At 60.2% G+C, this 22,644-nt stretch carries 21 protein-coding genes and 7 tRNA genes; 7 read left to right on the forward strand and 21 right to left on the reverse strand.

What is annotated here, in order from left to right; translation table 11 throughout:
* Positions 1-60 precede the first annotated feature (60 nt).
* From NAT49_RS09730 to aceE, 3 genes are all read right to left on the reverse strand, one after another.
* Positions 61-885 (reverse strand): beta-1,6-N-acetylglucosaminyltransferase, encoded by an 825-nt coding sequence (locus tag NAT49_RS09730; protein ID WP_251593657.1) that lies wholly within the window; start codon positions 883-885, stop codon positions 61-63.
* 159 nt (positions 886-1,044) lie between these two features.
* On the reverse strand, positions 1,045-1,245 hold the full coding sequence (locus NAT49_RS09735; protein WP_251593659.1) for an E3 binding domain-containing protein: 201 nt from the start codon (positions 1,243-1,245) through the stop codon (positions 1,045-1,047).
* An 11-nt stretch (positions 1,246-1,256) separates the two neighbouring features.
* Positions 1,257-3,917: a pyruvate dehydrogenase (acetyl-transferring), homodimeric type gene (gene aceE / locus NAT49_RS09740; protein WP_251593660.1), complete on the reverse strand. Its 2,661-nt coding sequence runs from the start codon at positions 3,915-3,917 to the stop codon at positions 1,257-1,259.
* Between the two features lie 104 nt (positions 3,918-4,021).
* Here aceE and NAT49_RS09745 point away from each other — a divergent pair, with 104 nt between their 5' ends.
* Complete coding sequence (locus tag NAT49_RS09745; RefSeq protein ID WP_251593661.1) at positions 4,022-4,939, forward strand: LysR family transcriptional regulator; 918 nt, start codon at positions 4,022-4,024, stop codon at positions 4,937-4,939.
* A gap of 25 nt (positions 4,940-4,964) precedes the next feature.
* Here the strand turns inward: NAT49_RS09745 and NAT49_RS09750 are convergent, their stop codons facing one another.
* The 13 genes from NAT49_RS09750 to NAT49_RS09810 all read right to left on the reverse strand — a co-directional run bounded on the left by NAT49_RS09750 (position 4,965) and on the right by NAT49_RS09810 (position 11,235).
* Positions 4,965-6,053: a nickel/cobalt transporter gene (locus tag NAT49_RS09750; protein WP_251593662.1), complete on the reverse strand. Its 1,089-nt coding sequence runs from the start codon at positions 6,051-6,053 to the stop codon at positions 4,965-4,967.
* A complete protein-coding gene (locus tag NAT49_RS09755; RefSeq protein WP_251593663.1) occupies positions 6,041-6,730 on the reverse strand; it encodes a DUF1007 family protein in 690 nt (229 codons plus the stop codon). The genes NAT49_RS09750 and NAT49_RS09755 overlap by 13 nt, the downstream gene beginning before the upstream one ends.
* Before the next feature lie 346 nt (positions 6,731-7,076).
* A tRNA-Ser gene (locus tag NAT49_RS09760) sits at positions 7,077-7,164 on the reverse strand.
* Positions 7,165-7,243: 79 nt separating this feature from the next.
* A complete protein-coding gene (locus NAT49_RS09765) occupies positions 7,244-7,831 on the reverse strand; it encodes a nitroreductase family protein (protein WP_309619159.1) in 588 nt (195 codons plus the stop codon).
* Positions 7,832-7,847: 16 nt separating this feature from the next.
* Positions 7,848-8,684 carry an NADPH-dependent 7-cyano-7-deazaguanine reductase QueF gene (gene queF / locus NAT49_RS09770; protein ID WP_251593668.1) on the reverse strand — a complete coding sequence of 279 codons (837 nt, stop codon included), beginning with the start codon at positions 8,682-8,684 and terminating at the stop codon, positions 7,848-7,850.
* 21 nt (positions 8,685-8,705) lie between these two features.
* A complete protein-coding gene (locus tag NAT49_RS09775) occupies positions 8,706-9,479 on the reverse strand; it encodes an ABC transporter permease (RefSeq protein ID WP_251593670.1) in 774 nt (257 codons plus the stop codon).
* Positions 9,476-10,420: an ABC transporter ATP-binding protein gene (locus tag NAT49_RS09780; RefSeq protein WP_251593673.1), complete on the reverse strand. Its 945-nt coding sequence runs from the start codon at positions 10,418-10,420 to the stop codon at positions 9,476-9,478. Before NAT49_RS09780 ends, NAT49_RS09775 begins: the two co-directional genes overlap by 4 nt.
* Positions 10,421-10,694: 274 nt before the next feature.
* Positions 10,695-10,769: transfer RNA gene (locus NAT49_RS09785), tRNA-Gly, on the reverse strand.
* A 34-nt stretch (positions 10,770-10,803) separates the two neighbouring features.
* Positions 10,804-10,879: transfer RNA gene (locus tag NAT49_RS09790), tRNA-Glu, on the reverse strand.
* Between the two features lie 4 nt (positions 10,880-10,883).
* Positions 10,884-10,958 (reverse strand) — tRNA-Gly (locus tag NAT49_RS09795).
* 21 nt (positions 10,959-10,979) lie between these two features.
* Positions 10,980-11,055: transfer RNA gene (locus tag NAT49_RS09800), tRNA-Glu, on the reverse strand.
* A gap of 4 nt (positions 11,056-11,059) precedes the next feature.
* Positions 11,060-11,134, reverse strand: a tRNA-Gly gene (locus NAT49_RS09805).
* A 25-nt stretch (positions 11,135-11,159) separates the two neighbouring features.
* Positions 11,160-11,235: transfer RNA gene (locus tag NAT49_RS09810), tRNA-Glu, on the reverse strand.
* Between the two features lie 219 nt (positions 11,236-11,454).
* Here NAT49_RS09810 and msrB point away from each other — a divergent pair.
* From msrB to htpX, 4 genes are all read left to right on the forward strand, one after another.
* Positions 11,455-11,853, forward strand: coding sequence for a peptide-methionine (R)-S-oxide reductase MsrB (gene msrB / locus NAT49_RS09815; RefSeq protein WP_251593674.1), 399 nt, complete (start codon positions 11,455-11,457; stop codon positions 11,851-11,853).
* Positions 11,854-11,967: 114 nt separating this feature from the next.
* Positions 11,968-12,876: a ribosome biogenesis GTPase YlqF gene (ylqF, locus tag NAT49_RS09820; RefSeq protein WP_251593677.1), complete on the forward strand. Its 909-nt coding sequence runs from the start codon at positions 11,968-11,970 to the stop codon at positions 12,874-12,876.
* 88 nt (positions 12,877-12,964) lie between these two features.
* On the forward strand, positions 12,965-14,179 hold the full coding sequence (locus NAT49_RS09825) for a pyridoxal phosphate-dependent aminotransferase (RefSeq protein ID WP_251593679.1): 1,215 nt from the start codon (positions 12,965-12,967) through the stop codon (positions 14,177-14,179).
* 141 nt (positions 14,180-14,320) lie between these two features.
* A complete protein-coding gene (gene htpX / locus NAT49_RS09830) occupies positions 14,321-15,223 on the forward strand; it encodes a protease HtpX (RefSeq protein ID WP_251593682.1) in 903 nt (300 codons plus the stop codon).
* 58 nt (positions 15,224-15,281) lie between these two features.
* Here htpX and pdxB read toward each other — a convergent pair whose 3' ends face one another.
* Positions 15,282-16,430 (reverse strand): 4-phosphoerythronate dehydrogenase PdxB, encoded by a 1,149-nt coding sequence (gene pdxB / locus NAT49_RS09835; protein WP_251593683.1) that lies wholly within the window; start codon positions 16,428-16,430, stop codon positions 15,282-15,284.
* Between the two features lie 147 nt (positions 16,431-16,577).
* Between pdxB and NAT49_RS09840 the strand changes: the two genes are divergently transcribed.
* Complete coding sequence (locus NAT49_RS09840) at positions 16,578-16,856, forward strand: hypothetical protein (protein WP_251593685.1); 279 nt, start codon at positions 16,578-16,580, stop codon at positions 16,854-16,856.
* Here NAT49_RS09840 and rlmKL read toward each other — a convergent pair.
* Positions 16,832-19,018 carry a bifunctional 23S rRNA (guanine(2069)-N(7))-methyltransferase RlmK/23S rRNA (guanine(2445)-N(2))-methyltransferase RlmL gene (gene rlmKL / locus NAT49_RS09845; RefSeq protein ID WP_251593692.1) on the reverse strand — a complete coding sequence of 729 codons (2,187 nt, stop codon included), beginning with the start codon at positions 19,016-19,018 and terminating at the stop codon, positions 16,832-16,834. The two genes, NAT49_RS09840 and rlmKL, sit on opposite strands and share 25 nt — an antisense overlap.
* Before the next feature lie 216 nt (positions 19,019-19,234).
* Here rlmKL and rmf point away from each other — a divergent pair, with 216 nt between their 5' ends.
* Entirely contained in the window at positions 19,235-19,441 is a 207-nt protein-coding gene (rmf, locus tag NAT49_RS09850; protein WP_251593694.1) for a ribosome modulation factor, read from the forward strand.
* A 148-nt stretch (positions 19,442-19,589) separates the two neighbouring features.
* On the opposite strand, the gene NAT49_RS09855 is transcribed toward rmf, so the two are convergent.
* The 3 genes from NAT49_RS09855 to NAT49_RS09865 form a co-directional block, all read right to left on the reverse strand.
* Complete coding sequence (locus NAT49_RS09855) at positions 19,590-20,603, reverse strand: quinone-dependent dihydroorotate dehydrogenase (protein ID WP_251593696.1); 1,014 nt, start codon at positions 20,601-20,603, stop codon at positions 19,590-19,592.
* 91 nt (positions 20,604-20,694) lie between these two features.
* A complete protein-coding gene (locus tag NAT49_RS09860) occupies positions 20,695-21,720 on the reverse strand; it encodes a hypothetical protein (RefSeq protein ID WP_251593697.1) in 1,026 nt (341 codons plus the stop codon).
* Positions 21,721-21,790: 70 nt separating this feature from the next.
* Complete coding sequence (locus tag NAT49_RS09865) at positions 21,791-22,642, reverse strand: MOSC domain-containing protein (RefSeq protein WP_251593699.1); 852 nt, start codon at positions 22,640-22,642, stop codon at positions 21,791-21,793.
* Positions 22,643-22,644 lie beyond the last annotated feature (2 nt).

A 22,644-nucleotide genomic window follows, 5' to 3' on the forward strand; every position in this document is an offset into this window, starting at 1 on the left:
GGGCATTCTTAAAAGAAAAAGCCAGGCTTAGCCTGGCTTTTTTGATTCCATCTTCTTTGATTACGATGTCAAAAACGTCTGCATCTGTTCACGCTGGACCTTTCTGGCAAACAGGTACGTTCGCGATTTGGCGGCTTCGGAAATCTGTCGATCATTTAAGTACTCGGGGCTGGCCTTGCCGCTTTCCCATTGAATATAGCGCCGGTCGTCGTTATCGAAATCAAGCCCAAGTTCGGCAAAAAGAATCTGCATGAAATGCTCATCCGAGCACCGCGTATGCTTGAGCCGTTTCATAAAGGCGTCATCGCACGCCGCATCAACAGCCTTCATGTCCGAGCATGTCATCGAAAACCACTGACTGCCCTTGAGCTCAGCCTCGGCGCCAAAATTGGAGCGCTTGGGTAGCAGCATAAGCTGAAGCTTTCGAAGCGCAAGAGACGTCAACCGATAGGCAAAGGTTCGGTTTTTCGGCGATTCACCAAAGGGCATATAACAGCGCATGCGCCACTCAAACTCGGGAAGCCGACGGGACTCAAGACTGGTTCGTCCCTGAAGGATTGACGCCCACTGGGCAGGCGGCAGGACCGGGAGGCAATCACCGCTCACCAAATGGAAGTACTCTGCCTCGGGAAAACACGTTAATGCAGAACGCATGAGGCGGCGCTCCGCTTCCACCAGCGATACGCCCGACCAGTTGACGCGTACCGGACGCTCAAGCACGACGACACGCTCGTTGCCGGCATAATGCTGACTCAGCGCCTGGTGCAACTGTTCCTGCTTGGCATCGATATGTACCACCACGCCGACCTCATGCTGACAGTAGTAATCAATCAAAAGCGCGAGCTGCTCTTTATCCTTGTGAGCCAGCATCATGACGACGTGCATCCAGTTCTCCTTGGGCAATTTCTGAGCGTCCGAGCAACACCGCGAGACTAAATCTCGGGGCATAGCCGACGAAAGACTAACGATAGGCGATGATTGTAAACAAACTCGGGCCAGCACAATATGCGCGATGAACCTTGCCGGCCGACACTCATGCCATGCTTATTCCCTTTCTTCGCTATGAACGCCCGATAGATCAAGCGTTTGGCGCACAAACGCCTGCACATCCCGTATCAGAATACGCCCACGCGGGCCGCTTGCGTGAACGCGCGCCAGAGGCACACCAAGCTCGCGGGCGTAGCGCCTCACCTTTGGCGCGGCGTGCGCTACTGGCGTGAACGTATCGACATCATCTGTCAGCATTATTTCGACCCTCAGCAGCAAAGCGGGGATGGCTTGTCGGCAACCATCGCAAAAGCCGTGCGCGCGTGCTCTAAAAGCTCGCTCGAAATGTCGCCGCGTCGATAAAGGGCATCCACGGCGGTGAAGGCGACGTGAAAGCGGTCCACTTCGAAAAACTGCCTGAGCTTTTCTCGAGTATCCGAGCGCCCGAACCCATCGGTGCCCAGCACGTAATACTCACCGGGCACCCACGCTCGAATCTGGTCGGCGTAAAGCTTCAAATAATCGGTCACGGCGATCACCGGACCCTCGTGCACTTCAAGCTGCTGCGTTACCCAGGGCGCCTCGAGCGAGGCATCAAATGTCCGCAATCGGCGCCGGTCGTACGCCAATCCCTCACGGCGAAGTTCGTTAAAGCTGGTCACACTCCAGACATTGGCCAAAATACCCAGCTCGGCCAGCAACTCGGCCGCCGCCTCGGCCTCGCGCAACAAGGTGCCTGAGCCCATCAGCTGAACAATTGGGGTATCTGTCGGGGCGCACGCCTTCAACAGATACATGCCTCGAATAATGCCCTCCTCGCAGCCTTCCGGCATCGGGGGATGAACGTAGGTTTCGTTCATCACGGTCAGGTAATAAAACCGCTCATTACCGTGTTCGAACATGTCCTTGAGACCGTGCTGAACGATGACCGCGATTTCATGGGCGTATGTTGGGTCGTAGCTGCGGCAGTTGGGAATGGCCGCGGCACTTAGATGACTGTGCCCGTCCTGATGCTGCAACCCTTCGCCATTGATGGTGGTACGCCCGGCCGTCCCGCCGACCAGAAATCCCCGGGCCAGCATATCGCCGGCGGCCCAGGCGAGATCGCCCACCCGCTGGAACCCGAACATGGCGTAGAAAATGTAAAACGGAATCAAAGTGGCGTCGTGATTGGCCCCGGCCGTGGCGGCAGCGATCCAGGAGGCCATCGCGCCCGCCTCGGTAATGCCCTCTTCCAGAATCTGGCCGCGCTGATCCTCACGGTAAGACATGAGCTGCCCGGCGTCGGCCGGCCGGTATTTCTGACCTTCGGACGCATAGATGCCAACCTGTCGAAAGAGCCCTTCCATGCCGAAGGTGCGCGCCTCGTCAGGCACGATCGGAACAAGGCTCGGCCCCAGCGCCTTGTGTTTGATCAACCCACTCAATACGCGCACGAACGCCATTGTGGTCGAGACCGCGCGCTCATTGGAGCCCTTCAACTGGCTGGCAAAGGCCTTGTCGGTCAACGGCGGAATTTCGAGCCTGCGACGGGCGGCGCGCCGGGTCGGCAGCGTCCCACCCAGCAGGGTTCTTCGCGCCATGAGGTAGTGGCGCTCCGGGGCATCCTCAGCCGGCCGGTAATACGGCATCCCCTGCTCGAGCTCAACATCCTCGATTGGAAGGGCCAGTCGATCACGAAGTGCCCGGCGCCCATCGACTGAGAGCGTCTTGATGTTATGCGCCTCCATGTCGGCCTCGCCGTTTTCAGGGCCCATGCCGTAGCCCTTGACGGTGTGGGCCAGAATGACGGTGGGTCGGCCATTATCGCCCTCGGTCGCACGCTTATAGGCGGCATGAATTTTTTTCGGATCATGCCCCCCTCGCTTGAGTTGCGCGATGGCCTCGTCAGAAAGCGCCGCCGTTCGCTCACTGAGCGTCGGCGATTTTCCGAAAAAATGCGTGCGCGTATAGACCGCACCCTGGGCCTTGAAGCTTTGATATTCGCCATCGACGGTGGTATCGAGGCAGTGCTGCAGGGCCCCGTCGTGATCGGCGGCGAACAGCGGGTCCCACTCGCTGCCCCACACGACCTTGATAACGTTCCAGCCGCTGCCCCGAAAGGTGCGCTCCAGTTCATCCATCACCCGATCGTTGCCACGCACAGGCCCGTCGAGGCGCTGAAGGTTGCAGTTGACCACGAAAATCAGATGCCCCAGCCGCTCTCGGCTGGCAAGCGGGAGCGCACCCAATGTTTCCACCTCATCGCATTCGCCATCGCCCAGAAATGCCCAGACCTTGCGGTCCTCGAGTGGCGTTATGCCGCGATGATCCAGATAGCGCATCAACCGTGCCTGATAGATGGCCTGTATCGGCCCGAGCCCCATGGAGACAGTCGAGAACTGCCAGTATTCCGGCATCAGATACGGATGCGGGTAGGACGACAGCCCACCGCCGCCCACCTCCTGGCGGAAGCGATCAAGCGTGGACTCATCGAGGCGGCCTTCCAGAAAGGAACGACTGTAGATGCCGGGGGCGATGTGGCCCTGAAAATACACCAGATCACCGCCATGACCAGGGCCTGGCGCACGAAAGAAGTGATTGAACCCCACCTCGTACAGCGTGCAGCTCGACATGAAACTCGCCAGGTGCCCACCCAGGCTTTTATCGTACTGATTGGCTCGCACCACCATGGCGATACTGTTCCAGCGAATTGCCGCACGCAGCCTGGATTCAAGCGCTAGATCGCCCGGGTAGGCCGGCTCCTGCGCCACCGGAATCGAATTGCGGTGCGGCGAATGCAGCTCGGTTGGCTCACCCCCCTGACGCATCGATTCCTCCGAGAGCATCTTGAGCACACTACGCGCTTCATCGTGGCCCTCGAAATGAATCAAGGAGCGCAACGCCTCCTGCCATTCCTGGTGCCCACTTTCTACGTACCGCTCAGCCATCTCTTGTTCTCCTGGTCCGTTCCAACGTCCCAAGACGCTAAGGTTGACCGGCCACGCCGACAATCCTAGTTTTTAAGAAACACCTTCCCTAAAACGAGAAAAACTTGAACCTCAATCACTTGAAACTCTTTCTGGCGGTGGCCGAGCAGGAATCGATTCTGGCCGCCTCCAGAGTACTGGGCATCCCCAACTCCACCCTTGCCCGCCAACTGAAAGCGTTCGAACGCCAGCTCGGTCAGCAACTGATTCTTCGAAGCACACGGCACTTGAGGCTGACGGCAGAAGGCCGAGCGCTGGCCGAACGCGCGCGCCCATTGATCGAGGAACTTGAAGACCTCGGCGACGACGTCAAGAGTCATCAGGGCACGCTCAGCGGCACCCTGACGGTCGCCATTCCCTCGGAATTCGGTGTGACATGGCTCAATGGCTGCATTGCGCAGTTCACCAAGGCGCATCCGAGCCTTGAGCTTGAATGCATTACCAGCATGGCGCCGCTGGACCCGGTTCGGCGTGACGTCCATGTGTCGATCGCCTACCACCGGGGCGACAAGGCCGACAGTACTCAAGTGATTCGACCGCTTCTGACCATGAAAAGCTCGGTGGTGATCGCGCCGTCCCTTCTGGGCGATCGCTCACCACCAGCCACGATCAAGGCCCTGGCTGGAGAGCCCTGCATTTCGACGTTGACCGCGCTCAAGGCCAATCCCTGGGTGTTTCTCGATGACAGGGGGCAGGCCGTAACGCTTCGAACGACCAGCCGCTACCGGGTCGACAGCAGCCAGATGCTGATCTCGGGTGCCCTGGCCGGCATCGGTTACGCCATCATTCCCACCGCGTTTTGCGAGCCGTATCTGGCCACGGGAGAACTGATCGAGCTGACGCTTGATCACACCCCGGCCCCGCTTGAAATCGTTGCGATCTACCCCGATCGCAACGGCATCTCGACGCGTACCCGCGCCTTTGTCGATCTGATCGAGGCCGAACTCAAACGAAGCGTCGGTGCCCTAGAGGTGCCGAGCTGAGCCGCGACCTCGCCCCCGCATCAAGTCAACCGCCGCCCATCAGACCACCGGCGTGCTCGGAACGAGGTCCAGCGTCGGGGCTCCCAAGCATGGGCGGCGCCTCATTGGAGGCGCTCTGCCACTTGGCATGCGTCAACGAAAGCCCAAGCGCCAGAATCAGTGCGCCGCCCGCCAGACTGATCCAGGCCGCCCAAGGCCTGCGATGCCTGGTTGGCCGCATGTGACGAGAGACCCAGTCGCGGGCAACCACGCTCAATAGCGCAAGGGCTGTTACGGTCAGCGCGGTTCCAAGCGACATCGCAAATACCGCAATCACGCCCCTCCCGAACTGATCGAGCAGCGCCGCTGCGCCCAAAAGCAACACGGCGCCACTGCAGGGTCGAACCCCGATCGACAGCACGGTCAGTAGCGCTACGCGCCAGTCACGGGCGGTATCCGGGCCAATGTGGTGCTCGTGGCCGCAGCCGCACTGAGGGCTGTGACGGTGGGCAGGCGTCGAAGGCGCAAATACCATCGAACCGAACGCCGGCGGAGAAAAACTCGAAGGCGCAGACATACTCGAAATGGACCGATCACGTTCGGTAATGGCCGTATCCGAGCCCGCCAGGGCGCGTCGCAGGCGAATCACCGAACGCCAGCACAGCCACACGCCAACCAGCGTCACCATCAGAAAGCTTGCAAGCTCCGCGTGCTCGACACTGCCCATTGCCTCTCTCGTCAACCACCCGAGCCCGAACACCAGTACGGCAATCAAGAGCACCGCCGTAAGCCCCTGAAGCAGGGAGGCCATGGCCGAAAGCCCGAGCGCTCGCCGCCACGCCCCACCCTGGGAGGCCAGATACGTGCTCAGAACGATCTTGCCATGCCCTGGCCCCGCTGCATGAAACACCCCGTACCCGAAACTGACGCCCAAGAGCGCACTCCATGCAGTCACATCCGGGGCGCGCTCGAGCGCCGAGATCGCATCGACCAGCGCGTGATAAAGCCGGCCCTGCCACACGACGATGCGCACCATCACCTGGTGGTGCCAGCCCGAGACGTAGCCAACGGCGCCAAGTGCGATCAACACGAAAAGCGGCCCCCAAAACGCAGTCTTCACGCTCACCCGGGGCATGAAATTTCCCCGGTCTCTGTAAAAAAGCGCCCTAGATCCGGCTCGCCCTGCTGCGTTCGATCAAGCATCGCGGCCTCCGCTACTTTTTTCGGATCAGGCGACGCCTCAATGATGGTCGTCGTGCAGCCCTTCGGCGCACCCCGAAGCTGCAGGGCAGAAGGCAGGGGCTCAGTGCCCTGCTCGTTGGCCTCGTGCAGCATCTCGATGTAATAGGTCGGGTCGAACACCTGATAGCGGAAGGTGCGGCCCGCCAGGCTGAGCGGCGCGGCAAGCGGAAGCGTGAACCTGAACACCAGACGCCGATCGCGGTAGCGGGTCGTCATCTCGGTCACCGGGGCCTGCGCGACGTCGCGCCCCTCCAGGCGCATCTGGGTGAGGTTGTGCTGTCGCGCGAGGTTATCGCGTATCTCGACCCCGAGCGCGTCAAGACGCGCCTCCAGAGACGCCGCCCCTGCCTCGCGCTGGATATCCTCCATCAGCACCTGACTGTAGAGCGGGTCCATTCGCCAGTGTTGATTCAGCGCCGTAAGCCGGCCCTGAGCGTCAAAGACGCCCTCGACGCTGATATCGACCCAGCCATGGGGGTGGGCCGCAGCAGCAAGCGGAAAGGCACCCCACACGCATGCGGCAAGTGCTGCGCGCCAACACGCGCGCTTGAGGCTAGAAACACGTTTCAAGGCATCCCCTCGATGATGTTCGGACGTGGTCAATAACGGCGAAGGCTCTGCGCACAATCTGATTCGATTGATAAAACACACGTCTGTTGTTGCACGCACGTTAGAACGACATTGCAATACTTAAAAGCAATACACGATTGCAAGACGTGTCCGCAGCGCCACGAGGAAGGTTATATCAAAACGCAAAAGCCTGAGCATCGGCTGTTCCAGCCCGCTTCAAAATGCCATGAACCACAAAGACACGCGACCTTTCGCGGCGCGCGAGCATATTGAACGTCCCAATAAAATTGCCCATTTTTCAGGCATAAAAAAAGCCAGCTCAAATGAGCTGGCTTTTTAAATTCTGTGGCGGAGGGGGAGGGATTCGAACCCTCGAAGCCTTTCGACTTACACACTTTCCAGGCGTGCTCCTTCGACCACTCGGACACCCCTCCGCATTTTTTTTGCCCTGAACGGTTACCCCTTCAGAACGGCGCACACTCTATCGCGTTCGACGCGCAATTGCAAGGCGCGTCATGCACTTGGCCACGACTCAACGAAGTCCTCGAGCGGACGCGGGGTCAGATCCCGCGTTCGGCCAGCCGGTTGCCCCACATACACAAACCCAACCAGCACGTCGTGTTCGCCAAGGCCAAGACCCTTGTGAACGACCGAATGGTAGGCGTAGGGGCCCGTCCGCCACATCGCCCCAAGGTGTTGGGCGTGCGCGGCCAAGAGTATGGCGTGGGCCGCGCAGCCGGCGGAGAGCAGCTGTTCGGAATTGGGGATCTTTGGCTGACCGGGCTTGATGGCAGCGACCACCGCGATCACCAGCGGCGCCCTGAGCGCCTTGGCGCGGGTGGCCTCGGAGCGTCGAGCATCGACGTCCGGGGTGTCGGCCCGCTCGGCCTCGGCCAAAAGATCGCCAAGCTGGCCGAGCGCGTTTTCACCGCGAATCTCGATCAGGCGCCAGGGAGTCAGCGCGCCATGATCCGGCGCCCGAAGGGCCGCGCGGTAGAGCGTCTCAATCTGCGCCGCCGTCGGCTCGGGCCAGGCAAGCTTACCCATGGACTGGCGCTCAAAAAGGAGTGTCAGTGCGTTCATGTCATCGGTTTCGGTCATTGTCTTCCCTACCCTGTCACTGGCGTACGAGCCGGATAAGCTCCGGCGCCGGGTGGCCCTGCGTCGCCCGCCAGGGGCTGATGTCGAGCCCGCCGCGGCGCACGTAGCGCGCCATGACCAGAAGCGATTCAGGAGCGGCGTGCGTCATCAGGTCCATGAAAATACTTTCGACGCAGTGCTCATGAAATTCCTGCTTGCTGCGGTAGGAAATCAGATAGGCAAGAAGCGCCTCATGATCGAGCGCCGGCCCGCGGTATTGAATCAAGACGCTGCCCCAATCGGGCTGACCGGTCACGGGGCAGTTCGATTTCAACAGATGCGAGTAAAGCGTCTCTTCGGCGTAGTCGGGGACAGTGCGAATCAGGCCGGCGTCGGGTTCATAGTTCGCGACCTCGATGTCGAGCTCATCCAGACACACTCCCGGAAGCGCACCGGGGGCCATCAGGGCGTCATCGACACCGAACAGGGCCACGCCGACCTCTTCACTGGCGGCGTGGCTTAAATCGCGCTCCAGGCACTCCCGCACCTCGACCGTGCTGCCAAAGCGGGTCTGGTTGAAGCTATTGAGATAGAGCTTCCAGGATTTGGACTCGATCAGACGCGGCGAATGCGCCGGCACGCTGAATCGTGCGATGGCAACCACCGGTTTGCCGCGGGCATTGAGCCAGGAAAGCTCGAAGGCCTGCCATTCATCGGCGCCGATGAACGGCAGCGCGCTGTCTTCGATGCCGAGCGGGCCGCGGTTGCCGGCGCGCTCGATCGGAAAGAGCAGCGTCGGGTCGTAGCGATCCGGATACTCGGAGACCTTGCCAAGCGGTGACGTCACCGGCTCACTTGAACTGAATACACTCACGAGAACGTTCCTTGCGTTAACTCAGCTTCGAATGCCCTGGCCACGCTTCAGAAGCCACAGCGCCAAGATGTAAAAAACAACGATGAACATGGAAATCGCGGCGATCGCGCCACCGGCGTTGATGTCGGACACGCCCAGAATGCCGTAACGGAACGTGTTCACCATGTAGAGGATCGGATTGATCATCGAGATGTTCTGCCAGATCTCGGGCAATGTGTGGATCGAATAGAACACGCCCCCCAGATAGGTCAGCGGGGTCAAAACGAAGATCGGCACGATCGAGATGTCATCGAATTTCTTCGCAAGCAGCGAGTTGATGAACCCACCGATCGAGAACAGCACCGCCGTCATCAGAACCACCAGCATGGTCAGAAACGGGTGATGCACCTGAACGTCGGTGAAAAAGAGCGACACGCCGGTGACAATCGCACCGACCGCCAGCCCGCGCGCCACACCACCGACGATAAAGCCCAGCAGGATCACCCAGTCCGGCATCGGCGACACCACCATTTCCTCGACGCTTCGCTGGAACTTGTTCGAGAAAAACGAGGACGCGACGTTCGAGTAGCTGTTGGTAATGACCGACATCATGATCAGCCCCGGCACGATGTAATCGATGTAGGGCACGCCGTCCATTTCGCCAACGCGGGCACCGATCAGGTTGCCGAAGATAATGAAGTACATTGTCATGGTAATCGACGGCGGCAGAAGCGTCTGTGGCCAGATCCGCATGAATCGGCGGATTTCCTTGGTCACGATGGTAAAGAACGCGACCCAGATCTGTCGCATGCTCATGAGCGAATCTCCCCTGCCTGATTCTGTTCGGCGACCAGATTGACGAATAATTCCTCGAGCCGGTTGGCTCGGTTGCGCATCGACACAACGTCAACGTGTGCGTCGTTGAGCGCCTTGAACACGTCGTTCAAACGCTGACCTTTCTTGACCGAGAGCTGCAGCTGGCTGTCGTCGTGAGCCACCCGCTCGAGACCTTCTATATCCGGCAGCGCCTCGACCGGCCCGGATACATCGAGAATGAAGGTTTCGGTGTCGAGTTCGGCCAGAAGCTCGCGCATGGTGGTGTTCTTGACGATTTCACCGTGATTGATGATCGCGATGTTGCGACACAGGTTCTCGGCTTCTTCCAGATAATGCGTGGTCAGGATGATGGTGGTGCCCTCTTCCCGATTGATCCGACGCATGTACTCCCACATGCTTCGTCGAAGCTCGATGTCGACCCCGGCGGTGGGCTCATCGAGAATCAGGAGCTTGGGGCGATGAATCAGCGCGCGCGCAATCATCAGGCGCCGTTTCATCCCACCGGAGAGCATCCGGGCGACGTTGTCGCGCTTGTCCCAGAGCCCCAGGTCTTCAAGAAGCTGACGCGCCCGCGGGCGCGCTTCGCGCATCGGCATGCCGTAGTAGCCGGCCTGAGTCAGCACGATGTCATAGACCTTCTCGAACTGATTGAAGTTGAACTCCTGAGGCACGACGCCCAGGTGGTATTTGGCCAGCGAAAAGTTGGTGTCGATGTCGACCCCGAACACCTTGACCTGCCCTGCGGTCTTGTTGACCAGCGAGCAGACGATGCCAAGCGTCGTGGACTTTCCGGCGCCGTTGGGGCCGAGCAAGGCGAAAAAATCGCCCTGGGGAACGTTTAAATCGATGCCTTTCAGCGCATGAAAGTCATTTCCGTAGACCTTGGTCAGTCCACGGATGGAAAGTGCCGGTTCGGCCATGAAAACATCCTATTGTTCAGTCGAGCGCACATCACACGCCGGGGAGGATAAGGTGGGCAGCCTACGCTGAAACGTTCTCCCTTGATTGACTGCGCGTGACGGATAGCCTATCGAAATACGATGGGTCCAAAGGATAGCACGCAAACCATGCTTTAAAAGGCGCGGTCTCGGCATCTGCCAATGAGATCAAAACTATGGGGTCAAATAGTTCCCGGCTTGAGGGCGGGTGCCTTTCTTACGCATGCTTTCGCACAGTACAAGAGGAGTGACCGGCTGGAGCGGGAAAGGAGATTCGAACTCCCGACCCTCGCCTTGGCAAGGCGATGCTCTACCACTGAGCTATTCCCGCATGCTTAAGCTGGTCGAACTGGCGCTGGTCAAGATGGCGTCCCATAGGGGGTTCGAACCCCTGTTACCGCCGTGAAAGGGCGGTGTCCTAGACCACTAGACGAATGGGACGCATTGGAGCGGGAAAGGAGATTCGAACTCCCGACCCTCGCCTTGGCAAGGCGATGCTCTACCACTGAGCTATTCCCGCTTGTTTTGACCTGGATCTGGATGGCGTCCCATAGGGGGTTCGAACCCCTGTTACCGCCGTGAAAGGGCGGTGTCCTAGACCACTAGACGAATGGGACACATTGGAGCGGGAAAGGAGATTCGAACTCCCGACCCTCGCCTTGGCAAGGCGATGCTCTACCACTGAGCTATTCCCGCAGATCCAAACTCTCAAGCTTCAAGTTGGCGTCCCATAGGGGGTTCGAACCCCTGTTACCGCCGTGAAAGGGCGGTGTCCTAGACCACTAGACGAATGGGACGTGGCTCTCGGCTCATCGAGTGGCGCGCATATTACCCACGGGCCACTCTGGTGTCAACACTTTCATCACTTTAAGTCTTTCAAATCAGTGACCATACTCTTCTTACACCAAGAGCCAGGAACGCGCCTGACGTTAGCACCAGGCCGCACCGCCCGGTACCTACGTCCTTTTCGTCACGGCTCGACCATCATCTCCGACGCACTACACGAGGTCTTTTGCATGGACAAGGTCAAAAAAACCGAACAACAGTGGCGTGAGCAGTTGAACGACGCCCAGTACCACGTCACCCGCGAAGCCGGCACCGAGCGCCCCTACACCGGCGACTATCAAGTCACGCCGGGCCACGGTATCTATCACTGCATCTGCTGCGACGCCCCGCTTTTTGAAAACGAGCACAAGTTCGAATCGCACTGCGGCTGGCCGAGCTTCGACCGGCCACTGGCCGATGCCGCCGTCGAGGAACACCACGACACCTCTCACGGCATGCGCCGTATCGAGGTGACCTGTCGGCGCTGTGACGCGCATCTGGGGCACGTATTTCCGGATGGGCCGCACGACACCACCGGCCTTCGCTACTGCATCAATTCGGTCGCACTCGACTATCATCCGGCGGAATGAGGCCACCCGGCAGAATAGGGATCGGCCGCTGGAATAATCCGGCGGCTCGTGAAACTCTGGTACCATGCCCGGCATCGATCTGCCCTTTTCAATGAGCAATTCAAAGGACACGTTATGCTGGGCTGGTTCCCCGGACACATGAACAAAGCGCGCCGCCAGATCAAGGAGGCGCTGCCTGAAATCGACGTTGTCATCGAAGTCCTCGATGCGCGCCTGCCCTACTCCAGCGCCAACCCGATGCTTGCCGAACTGACGGTGCACAAGCCGGTACTCAAGATCCTTTCCCGCGCCGATCTCGCCGACCCTGTGCGCACCCGCGAGTGGACCGATCATTTCGATGCCCAGCCGGACACCCGGGCGCTGGCCATCACCACCACCCAAACCCGCGAGCTGAAGCCAATTGCCAAGCTTTGCACCGAACTTGCCGGCCACATTCGCGAAGACCGCGATGTGCGCGTGATGGTGATGGGCATTCCAAACGTTGGTAAGTCGACTCTGATCAACGGCCTCGCCGGCCGCAAGATCGCCAAGGTCGGCAATGAGCCTGCCGTCACCAAGCGCCAGCAGAAGATTCGCATCGGCAATCGCATCGCGCTTACCGATACACCGGGGGTGCTGTGGCCCAAGATCGAGGATCAGGACAGCGCCTTTCGCCTTGCCGCCAGCGGCGCCATTCGAGACACCGCACTTGATTACGTCGAAGTCGGCACGGTAACGGCCGGCGAGCTCTTGAAGCGTTACCCCGAGGCCCTCAAGGCCCGCTACAAGCTCAAGGACGCAGAGCTTGAAAGTGGCGATGCGGTGGTGGCCGCCATCGCGCGAAGGCGCGGTGGGCTCAAGGGCGGCGGTGAACTCGATCTGCACCGCGGCGCCGAGGTACTCCTGCACGAGCTTCGCCATGGCACGCTCGGGCGCTTGACGCTTGAGGGTCCGGAAGACATTCGATCGCTCGAGGAGCTTCGAGCCGAGCGGGAAGCCGCCAAGGCCGCCGAACAGGGCGACGCGGCACAGAAGCGCGACTGACTCTTTTTTTGGCGCAAATGATCGCGGTATGCTGACTTAACGCGTACCGCGCGTTCGATTCCAGCCATCAACTTGTGAACGACATTCCATGCCAACCCCGATCCGCAAGTCCCATAAGCTCGACAACGTCTGCTACGACATTCGGGGGCCCGTCCTTGAGCACGCCAAACGGCTCGAAGATGAGGGCCATCGAATCCTCAAGCTCAATATCGGCAACCCGGCACCGTTCGGTTTCGAAGCGCCCGAGGAAATCCTTCAGGACGTGATGCGAAACCTGCCGACGGCGCAGGGCTACAGCGACTCAAAAGGGCTTTATTCGGCGCGCAAGGCGGTCATGCAGGAATGTCAGCGCAAGAACATTAAAGGCGTCGGGGTCGAGGACATCTTCATCGGCAACGGCGTCTCGGAGCTGATCACGATCTCGCTGCAGGCGCTTCTGGATGACGGCGATGAAGTGCTGGTGCCGATGCCGGATTACCCGCTCTGGACCGCCGCCACCAATATGGCCAGCGGCCACGCCGTGCACTACGCCTGCCGGGAAGAAAACGACTGGGAGCCGGACGTCGAGGACATTCGCGCCAAGATCACCTCGCGCACCAAGGCGCTTGTGGTGATCAACCCCAATAACCCGACCGGCGCGGTCTACAGCGACCACGTACTTAAAAACATTCTGGCCGTTGCCCGTGAGTTCGGTCTGATCGTGTTCTCCGATGAAATCTACGACAAGATTCTCTACGACGGCACCGAACACACCTCGACGGCGTCTCTGGCCAACGATGTGTTCGTGATCACCATGAATGGGCTCTCGAAGAGCTATCGCTGCGCCGGGTTTCGCTCCGGCTGGATGATCCTTTCCGGCGAGCGCCGCCACGCCCAGGATTTCATCGAAGGCCTCAACATGCTGGCCTCGATGCGCCTGTGCGCCAATGTGCCGGCACAAAACGCGATCCAGACCGCACTTGGCGGCTATCAGTCGATCAATGACCTGATACTGCCCGGCGGGCGGCTGCTTGCGCAGCGTGACATGGCGTGGGAAAAACTGACCGCCATTCCAGGCGTCACCTGCGTCAAGCCCAAGGGCGCGCTCTACATGTTCCCACGGCTTGACCCCGAGGTTTACGCCATCGAAGACGATCAGAAACTGGTGCTCGACCTGCTGCTTGAAGAGAAGATGCTGCTGGTTCAGGGCACCGCATTCAACTGGCCCTCACCGGATCACCTTCGGATCGTGACCCTGCCCTGGGTGGATCAGCTCGAGGAAGCCATCGACCGCCTCGGACGCTTTCTTGCCCGGCGTCGCTGACGCCTAAAGCGGTGCTTAATGACCGCTTGAAACCTTTTGTGACGCGCCTTATCTAAACAGATAGTCTTACTAAATGGATAGTCTGCTACAAGGCGCGCACACGCCTTCGTCCTTGACCGTGATCGAAAGGAGCTCCTCGCCATGATGAGGATTGTACTGTTTCTGGCCACCAACCTGGCTGTCGTGCTGGTTGCCAGCGTGACACTCCAGTTATTGGGTGTTCAAAGCTATCTGCAGGGCTCGGGCATCAACCTGACAAGCCTGCTTATCTTCTGTTTTGTCTTCGGCATGGCCGGCTCGCTGATTTCACTTCTGATGTCAAAGTGGATGGCCAAGCGCAGCACCGGCGCCCACATCATCACCCAGCCGCAAAACGCCACCGAACAGTGGCTGGTCGATACCGTAGCCGAGCTTTCCCAGGGCGCAGGCATCAAACCGCCCGAGGTCGGCATTTTCCCGGCGCAGCAGTCCAACGCCTTCGCCACCGGCTGGAACAAGAACGACGCGCTGGTGTGCGTTTCTGCAGGCCTTCTCAATAACATGCGACAGGAAGAAGTGCGCGCGGTTATCGGCCATGAAATCGGCCACGTCGCCAACGGCGACATGGTGACTCTCTCGCTGATTCAGGGCGTCTTGAACACCTTCGTGATGTTCTTCGCGCGCATTGCCGCCCACCTGATCGACAGCTTCCTGCGTCGTGACGACGAAGGCGGTGGTCTGGGCTTTTTCGGCTATATGGCAGTGGTGTTTGTGCTCGAGATCGTGTTCGGCATCGCCGCCTCGATCATCGTTGCCTGGTTCTCGCGCTGGCGTGAATACCGGGCCGATGCCGCCGGTGCCCGTCTGGCCGGCTCCGGTGCAATGATCAACGCCCTTTCGCGCCTGAAGCGTGAACACGAGCTGCCCGACCAGATGCCGGAAAGTCTGACCGCGTTTGCCATTACCACCGGCCAGACCCGCAAACTGATGGAGCAGCTTTTTGCCAGCCACCCGCCGCTGGATCAGCGCATCAATGCGCTGAAAGAGTCCGCATACCGTCAGTAATCCGGCAACACGCCTCGTGAAAAAGCGCCCTTCGGGGCGCTTTTTTAATGGGTCGTTTTTATAAGCTGTCGTCCACCCATTGAAACCCGAGCGCACGAATCGAGTCCGCCTGCTCACGCGACCCATAGGCAACGGTAGACCCGAACTCCCGGCGCTCTGGATACTCCTTGCGGTAGCGATCAAAGCCTGTAGCCACACCAAGGCGTCGGCAGTAGCGGTCAAAAAGATCCGCATCCCGGCGCACATCAAAGATGGCGTGTGAAAGCGCCTGCCATAGCCTCTGGGGCGACGCCTCAGCCTGCCCGACACCCAGAGTGGCCACCACGGGGGGCGCCAGTACATCGGCAAGCTCGACCTCGGCCGTGACACCCGCCCACTCCGTAAACGCTTCATACAGCATCATCGTGCCACGAAGACGGCCTTCGAGGCTGTAGCCCGCGATGTGCGGCGTGGCCAGATCGACCCGTTGACGCAGGGCGTCATCGATATCTGGCTCGTTTTCCCACACATCCAGCATGACCGTTAGATCTCCCGCGCGCTCAAGACGCGCACCAAGCGCGGCCGTATCGATGCAACTGCCCCGCCCTGCGTTCAAAAGCCAGGTTCCAGGCGAAAGTGCCTCGATGCGCGCCGCGCCCAGCAGATGATGGGTCGGATGGGCACCGTCACGAACGAGTGGCATATGACAGCAAATCACCGAGCAGCGCGCCAAAAGCTCATCAAGCGTCACAAAGTGTTCCGTATCGCCTTCCCGCTCGGCCCTGGGCGGGTCGCAAGCCAATACGGAAAGCCCAAGCGCTTCAAGGCGCGCCACCAGCCGCCCACCAACCTGCCCGGCGCCGACCACCCCGATGGTCTTATCGCTGATCTGACACTGCTCGCGCTGACACGCAAGCAACAGACTCGAGAGCACGTAGTCCACCACACCTTCCGCGTTGCAGCCCGGCGCGTGCACCGCAGGGATACCGGCGGCGCGCAAGCCCTCGAGGTCGAGATGGTCGGTGCCTATCGTGGCCGAACCGACAAACCGAACCGGCGTCCCCTCAAGCAGCGCCGGGTCGACCTGCGTCACCGAACGCACCAGCAGCACATCGGCGTGTAAAAGCTGGTCTCGGCTCACGTGGCGGCCATCCACACGAGTCACATGACCATGGCGCCCGAAGGTCGCTTCGATGCCGGGCATGTTCTGATCGGCGATGATGTTCATGGGGTTATCCTTTGCATGCGCAGGCTTGAATCGGTGTGCCGGCAGCTCAGGGTTTAGAGTGGCCGACAATGAAGTTACAATTCAGACGGTTATAATCAAAACGACGATGGCGACCCGCTGACGGCCCGCCCCTGTGGAGTGACTTGGGTGATTATTCGCTGGGAAAATGAACATGACTACGTGCTGGTGCATGTCCATCAGGACATGTTCGGCGACTGGATCGTCACCCGCGCCTGGGGCCAGATCGGCACGCAGTTCGGCGGCCTGAAGCATATGCTCGCCGACGGCTACGACCAGGCCATGCTGTGGGTGGAAGACATCGATCATATTCAGCTGTCGCGCCACTTCAAGAAGGTCCTGGAAACCCAGGACCACACGCCGGAAGCGCAGGACGCCATGCGTCAGCTCTCACTGCTCGACCCGTGACGAATGAAGAACACGTGATGAATGTTCGGCCGGCGCTTGAAGTCCGGGTCGAGCATCGAGGCCCCACCGGGCGTCACCGAGTACTGCCGCTCAATGGCTTCATCGAGCTTGAAGCGGCGAAGATTGTTTGAAAACAGCAGCACCCCGCCCGGCGCCAGCCGCGCCATCGCCCGCTTGATCAGTTCACCATGATCGCGCTGAATATCGAGCACCCCGGCCATTTTCTTGGAATTCGAAAACGTCGGCGGATCCATGAAGATCACATCGAATTGAGCCCGGGCACTTGAGAGCCACTCGAAGCAGTCAGCGCGCTCGAGCACGTGGCGCCTCAAATCCAATCGGTTCAGACGGTAGTTCTCTTCCGCCCAACTCAGGTAGGTATTGGACATGTCGACGCTGACCGACGACCGGGCACCGCCGAGAGCAGCATGCACCGTCGCGGTGGCCGTATAGCAGAACAGGTTCAACACGCGCGCGCCGTCGGCGTGCTCGCGCAGCCAGCGTCTGGCCGGACGGTGATCCAGGAAAAGCCCTGTATCCAGAAAGTCCTTCAAGTTGAGCTTGAATCGCGCGGGGCCTTCGGTTGCGATCACGCTGTGACGGCTTTTTCCCTGACGCTCATACTGCTCGCGGCCTTTCTGGGGTTTGCGGGTCTTCAAGTGGACGTTTTCAGGCGCCACCTCGAGTACCTGCGTCACGGCGCTGACGGCGTCCAGCAACCGGCGCTCGGCCTGAGCCGCATCAATGCTCTTGGGCGGGGCGTACTCCTGGATGTGCACGTGATCGCCGTAGATATCCACGGCCACCGCGAATTCGGGCATATCGGCGTCATACAGCCGGTAGCAGCCGATCTCCTTCGTGCGAACCCACTTCGAGAGCTGCTTGCGATTCTTGATCAGCCGATTGGCAAACATCTGCGCCTGCTCGCTCAGGCGCAGGCGGGGCGTCTCGGCTTTTTGAGCCGCGCCGTCCGTCTGGACAGGCTGCGGGCGCACGGAGCACAGAAGCAGCTTGCACTCGAGCGCGCCGTTTCGAAAGCTGTAGCGCTTGTCGGCCTTGAGCCCCATGCGGTGGCCAAGCTCGGGGTTGCCGGTAAAGACCGCCAGCTGCCAGTGCTCTCCGAGCGCCTTGGCCAACTGCCCCAGTGTTTCATACAGCGGAATCAGTTCGGGCACGTCACCGATACGCTCGCCGTAAGGCGGGTTGGTCATTATCCAGCCACTGCGTTCCTCGAGCCGATCCGGTGTCCACTCGGCAAGCGCACCGCGCTCGAACGTTACCAGGTGACTGACCCCGGCGCGCTTGGCGTTTGTACGGGCGGCCTCGACCGCACGAGGATCGCGATCAGCGCCGTGCAGCGTGAATCGGGCGCGCTTTAAATTACGCGAGGTGCTGGCCCGCGTTTCAGTCACGATCTCGGTCCAGAGCGCCGCGTCATGGCCTGCCCACTCGAGACAGCCAAACCGCTCCCGAAACGCGTTGGGGGCGGCTCGGGCCGCCATCAGCGCAGCCTCGATCACCAGCGTCCCCGAACCACACAGCGGGTCGAGCAAGGTGTCTTCCTCGCTCCGCGTCGGCCAGCCCGCCCGCACCAGAAGCGCTGCGGCCAGATTTTCCTTGAGCGGGGCCTGGCCGCCATCAAGCCGGTAGCCGCGAAGGTGCAGGCTGTCTCCGGCCATATCGAGGCCGATCATCAAACGCTCGCGATGAAAATGGGCGTAGATTCGGCTGTCGGCATGCTTGGGATCGACCTCAAGGCGCTCGTCGAAATGCGCGCTCCAGCGGTCATTGACGCCGTCCTTGATCTTTTGTGCGCCGAACATGGTGTGTCGAACTTCATCACTCTTGCCATGAAAATCGACGCGAATGCGCCGCCCGGGCAGCAGGACGTTTTCCCATGGAATCTGACGGCTGAGCGCTGTCAGGTCATCGCCGGTCACGGCGTCGCCATGGGCAAGCACCAAAATGATTCGATTGGCCAGGTACGAGCCGAGCAGCGCCTTGTAGAGCGTTGCCTGCGCCATCTGGGCAAAGACCGCCGCAGGCGCTGTACGCTCAACGGTTGCGCCCAATGCGGTCAGTTCATCGGACAGCAGTGATTCCAACCCCCAGGGGCAGGTCACGCAGTAAGTGTTAGAGTCGATCGAGGCGTCTGATGTCATGGTGCTAAGTTACCGGCTAAGAAAGGGTTTATCGATGTCGACCGCACGTATATTACAAAAAGAAGTAAACGGGCATATTCATATGACAATTTAATGTTCGACACTGGTTATCATTTTCGCTAAAGATGAAAGAGGTAGCTACCCAAACGCAAGTCGCGACGAACCACGCGATCGCCCCGAGGCGATCACTTTCTTGGTGACACAAGAGGTTATCCGATGAAACGTCAGAAACGAGATCGGCTACAGCGTGCTTTTTTCCAGGGCTACAAGGTCGGTGTGACCGGACGGTCTAAAGATTATTGCCCGAGCCAGGACGTCAACATTCGCGAGCAGTGGATGAGCGGTTGGCGTGAGGGCCGAGGTGACCAGTGGTCCGGCATGACCGGTATTTCCGGTATTCATAAAACCCCGATGGCGTATTGATTCCCTGAACCTCTACTCGTACACCGGCACGCAAGTGAACGCCAAACAAGGGTCCGCCTGTCAGCGGGCCCTTTCTTGTTGAGTGCACTTGCAAAGCGTTAAGCGCACTTGCACAGCACGGCCTGACCTGCGTCATTAATCGCGCTGATCACTCACCCAGTGCGCGACGACACTCTCCAACCAGCTCCGGCCCACGATAGATCAACCCCGAATAAAGCTGGACGAGATCGGCCCCGGCCCGACGCTTTTCGAGCGCGTCTGCGCCTGAGAGAATCCCGCCCACACCGATGATCGGCATGTCAGGCAACTCCGAGCGAAATCGTTCAATGATCCGCGTTGATGCTTCGCGCACCGGAGCACCAGACAGCCCACCCTGCTCACTGCCGTGCTCAAGCGTTGCCACCGTGCTTTTATCGACGGTGGTATTGGTCGCGATCAACCCATCGATCGCCTGCGCCTTGAGACACTGTGCAACCAGTACCACTTCCTCATCAGTCATGTCCGGCGCGATCTTGACCACCAGCGGTACTCGTCGGCCGGCCGCCTGGTCCAGTCGAGTGCACTGCTCGCGCAGCTGACCCAGCAAGCGGTCCAGATGATCGCCGAACTGAAGCGTTCGAAGCCCGGGCGTATTGGGCGATGAGATATTGACCGTAACGTAGTCGGCACTGCCATGAACCGCGTTCAAGGCGGTCAAATAATCGTGGACAGCGTCCTCGACCTCGGTGGTGAGGTTCTTGCCGATGTTGATGCCGATGACGCCGTCGTAGCGGCTGGCATCGACCTGGCGCACCAGATGCGCAACGCCTGCGTTATTGAACCCCATTCGATTGATGATCGCCTGACGCTCTGGCAACCGAAACAGTCGGGGTTTCGGGTTACCCGCCTGCGGTCTGGGCGTCACCGTGCCAACTTCAACGAACCCGAAGCCGAGCGCGCCGAGACCATCCAGATGATCGGCATTCTTGTCGAGGCCAGCGGCCAGCCCGACTCGGTTCGGAAAGCGCAGTCCCATGAGTTCGACCGGCGCACCGTCAGATTCGACGCCTGCCAGACGGTGACTCATGTTGAAACGATGCGCCTGATCGAGCATCGACAGGGTCAGACCGTGCGCGACTTCAGGGTCCAGACGAAATAGCCAGGGGCGTGCCAGCGAATACATGGCGGGAAACTCTCGGTTCAATGAACGAGCGCTGGAGTATACGGGGCCGAACGCCCGACGTCATCATCGAGCCGGCCCCGGGTACGCCCTGTCAGGACGCGTCTTGTTGACGAATGCGCAAGGTGAAGGAGTTGGTGCCGGAGTGCGCCGAGCCGTACTTCTGACCCTCGACGTGAACGGTATAGACACCGGGCTCGAGACGGGTCGTCAGATCGAAATCGCCATCGCCCCCGGTGCCGGCATCCTCGGCCACCACGCGACCGTTTTGGTCGAGCAGACGCACCTTGAGGCGGTAAGTGCCACGGTAACCGCCGAACGTGGCGCTTTCGACGTGCACCTGACCGGCCTTGACGACTTCGAACTTGAGCACATCGCCGTTGGTTCGAATCGGCACTTCGCGAACGATGGTGCGCTGCGCGGGCTCTGCCTCGGCATTCGCAGGCTGCGCACCTTCTGACTGAACAGGGGCGCTCGCGCGCTCGCGCTCGACGGAGGCGGCCTCGGGGGCACTTGCTGACGGCGCGCCCGCCTCACCAGAGCGTTCAGACACCGAACTGGAAGACGCCACGGCCGCAGACGAAGCCGCTGTAGCCGCCGGCGCCAGACGCGCGACCCGGTTACTGTCGGAAAGCCCCTGAGTGCGCCCGTCGTTTGACGCCATGTTGCGGACCCACACCGTGACCGACTGATTGCCATCACGGGCAGGGCTGAAGCGCTGGCCGGTAACCGTGACGGTATATTTACCGGGCGTCAGATGATGCGCGATGTCGAAACCACTCGAGTCATCGGAGCCCTCATCGCGTGCCAGCACATCGCCGTCTGCGTTCTTGAGCACCGCCGAAATACGGTAGTTGCCGCTTTCACCGGGGAAGCTTTGACTGCTGATTCGGTAGTCTCCGGCCTTGGCAACGTCGAAGTCGTGATCCACGGGGCGATCGCCCAGAAAGATGGTCTGACTCATGGCGTCACTGGACGGTTTCAAATAGCCCGAGACATCAACCTGACTCGCGGCATGCTCGGTTCGCTCAAGGGCCGGACTGTCGGCAAACACCGGTGTCGCCGCACTCAATACGCACATGCCGGCGCCCAGCATCCATGGAAAATAACGCACGTTCATGACTTCCTCACTGTTCGGGCCAAAGGGTTGGCGTTTTTATCGTACACCCGCAGATGACGCTGCCGACACCTTACTGGCCTCCCCCATCAAGCACAATGGCGTCGCCCACGTTGATCACATAACCCGCGCCGTGTTCAAGCACAGCATTTTCACCGAAAAAGGCCCCGGTCTGGTCGACGTTGCCCATTGTCGCGAGCGTCTTGAGTGGCTCCTTTCCAGCAACCACGCCGAGCGCCTGATCGACCGTTGTGATCTTGCAGCGCTTGCACGGCTTGCACAGCCTGAGAACGTACTGGCCGTGGCAGGCGGCAACGCCGGTCACGCCGTGTTCACTCCAGGCGGCCAGCTCATGACCCTTCAGCACGATGTTGGGCCGAAAGCGGTTCATCGAAAGGGGTGATTCTACGCCGATGCGCGCGTTGAGTGCCTCGAGCGAGGCCTCGAACGCCACCAGAAAGGGAAAGCCATCGGCAAACCCGGTACGGTGCACTTCGTCGGCTTTCAAAACATCGGGCTCAACCCGGCGCTGATTGTTCTCAGGCACCCGAATGAGCCTGAGCGCTTCCCCCTTGTGCGCCCCCAGCCGCTCGGTCAGCCAGCGCCCCACCTCATCGCCCTGGTCGATGCCCGTCACCCGCTCCTTGAAGAGCGTCGCCTCGACCGTTGGGCCATGGGCTGTCGTCGAAAGCTCAAACGTCTCGCCTCGGGCGTCGGAAAGCACAAGGCACTCACCCACAACGGACGCCGTGAGAGTGGCCATTGCCGGACAGACCCGCTGGGACATGAACTGACCCGACGTCTCAGTGATGACCATCCAGCGTCGGTCGAGCGCCAACCCCTCCCGGGTAAGCTCGGCCGACTCAAGCGCTACGCCCGCCATCGACTTCACCGGATAGATATAAAGTGCCGATACCTCCGCCATAC

This window comes from Larsenimonas suaedae, from assembly GCF_023712105.1.
GTDB lineage: Bacteria > Pseudomonadota > Gammaproteobacteria > Pseudomonadales > Halomonadaceae > Larsenimonas > Larsenimonas suaedae.

Bases quoted from the DNA above. Each gene is read 5' to 3' on its own strand.
- rlmKL (WP_251593692.1), bottom strand. From the start codon at position 19,018: ATGACATCAGACGCCTCGATCGACTCTAACACTTACTGCGTGACCTGC.
- NAT49_RS09825 (WP_251593679.1), top strand. From the start codon at position 12,965: ATGCCAACCCCGATCCGCAAGTCCCATAAGCTCGACAACGTCTGCTAC.
- pdxB (WP_251593683.1), bottom strand. From the start codon at position 16,430: ATGAACATCATCGCCGATCAGAACATGCCCGGCATCGAAGCGACCTTC.
- NAT49_RS09730 (WP_251593657.1), bottom strand. From the start codon at position 885: ATGCACGTCGTCATGATGCTGGCTCACAAGGATAAAGAGCAGCTCGCG.
- htpX (WP_251593682.1), top strand. From the start codon at position 14,321: ATGATGAGGATTGTACTGTTTCTGGCCACCAACCTGGCTGTCGTGCTG.
- NAT49_RS09735 (WP_251593659.1), bottom strand. From the start codon at position 1,245: ATGCTGACAGATGATGTCGATACGTTCACGCCAGTAGCGCACGCCGCG.
- NAT49_RS09765 (WP_309619159.1), bottom strand. From the start codon at position 7,831: ATGACCGAAACCGATGACATGAACGCACTGACACTCCTTTTTGAGCGC.
- rmf (WP_251593694.1), top strand. From the start codon at position 19,235: ATGAAACGTCAGAAACGAGATCGGCTACAGCGTGCTTTTTTCCAGGGC.
- ylqF (WP_251593677.1), top strand. From the start codon at position 11,968: ATGCTGGGCTGGTTCCCCGGACACATGAACAAAGCGCGCCGCCAGATC.
- NAT49_RS09860 (WP_251593697.1), bottom strand. From the start codon at position 21,720: ATGAACGTGCGTTATTTTCCATGGATGCTGGGCGCCGGCATGTGCGTA.
- NAT49_RS09780 (WP_251593673.1), bottom strand. From the start codon at position 10,420: ATGGCCGAACCGGCACTTTCCATCCGTGGACTGACCAAGGTCTACGGA.
- NAT49_RS09750 (WP_251593662.1), bottom strand. From the start codon at position 6,053: ATGCCCCGGGTGAGCGTGAAGACTGCGTTTTGGGGGCCGCTTTTCGTG.
- NAT49_RS09775 (WP_251593670.1), bottom strand. From the start codon at position 9,479: ATGAGCATGCGACAGATCTGGGTCGCGTTCTTTACCATCGTGACCAAG.
- msrB (WP_251593674.1), top strand. From the start codon at position 11,455: ATGGACAAGGTCAAAAAAACCGAACAACAGTGGCGTGAGCAGTTGAAC.
- aceE (WP_251593660.1), bottom strand. From the start codon at position 3,917: ATGGCTGAGCGGTACGTAGAAAGTGGGCACCAGGAATGGCAGGAGGCG.
- NAT49_RS09865 (WP_251593699.1), bottom strand. From the start codon at position 22,642: ATGGCGGAGGTATCGGCACTTTATATCTATCCGGTGAAGTCGATGGCG.
- NAT49_RS09855 (WP_251593696.1), bottom strand. From the start codon at position 20,603: ATGTATTCGCTGGCACGCCCCTGGCTATTTCGTCTGGACCCTGAAGTC.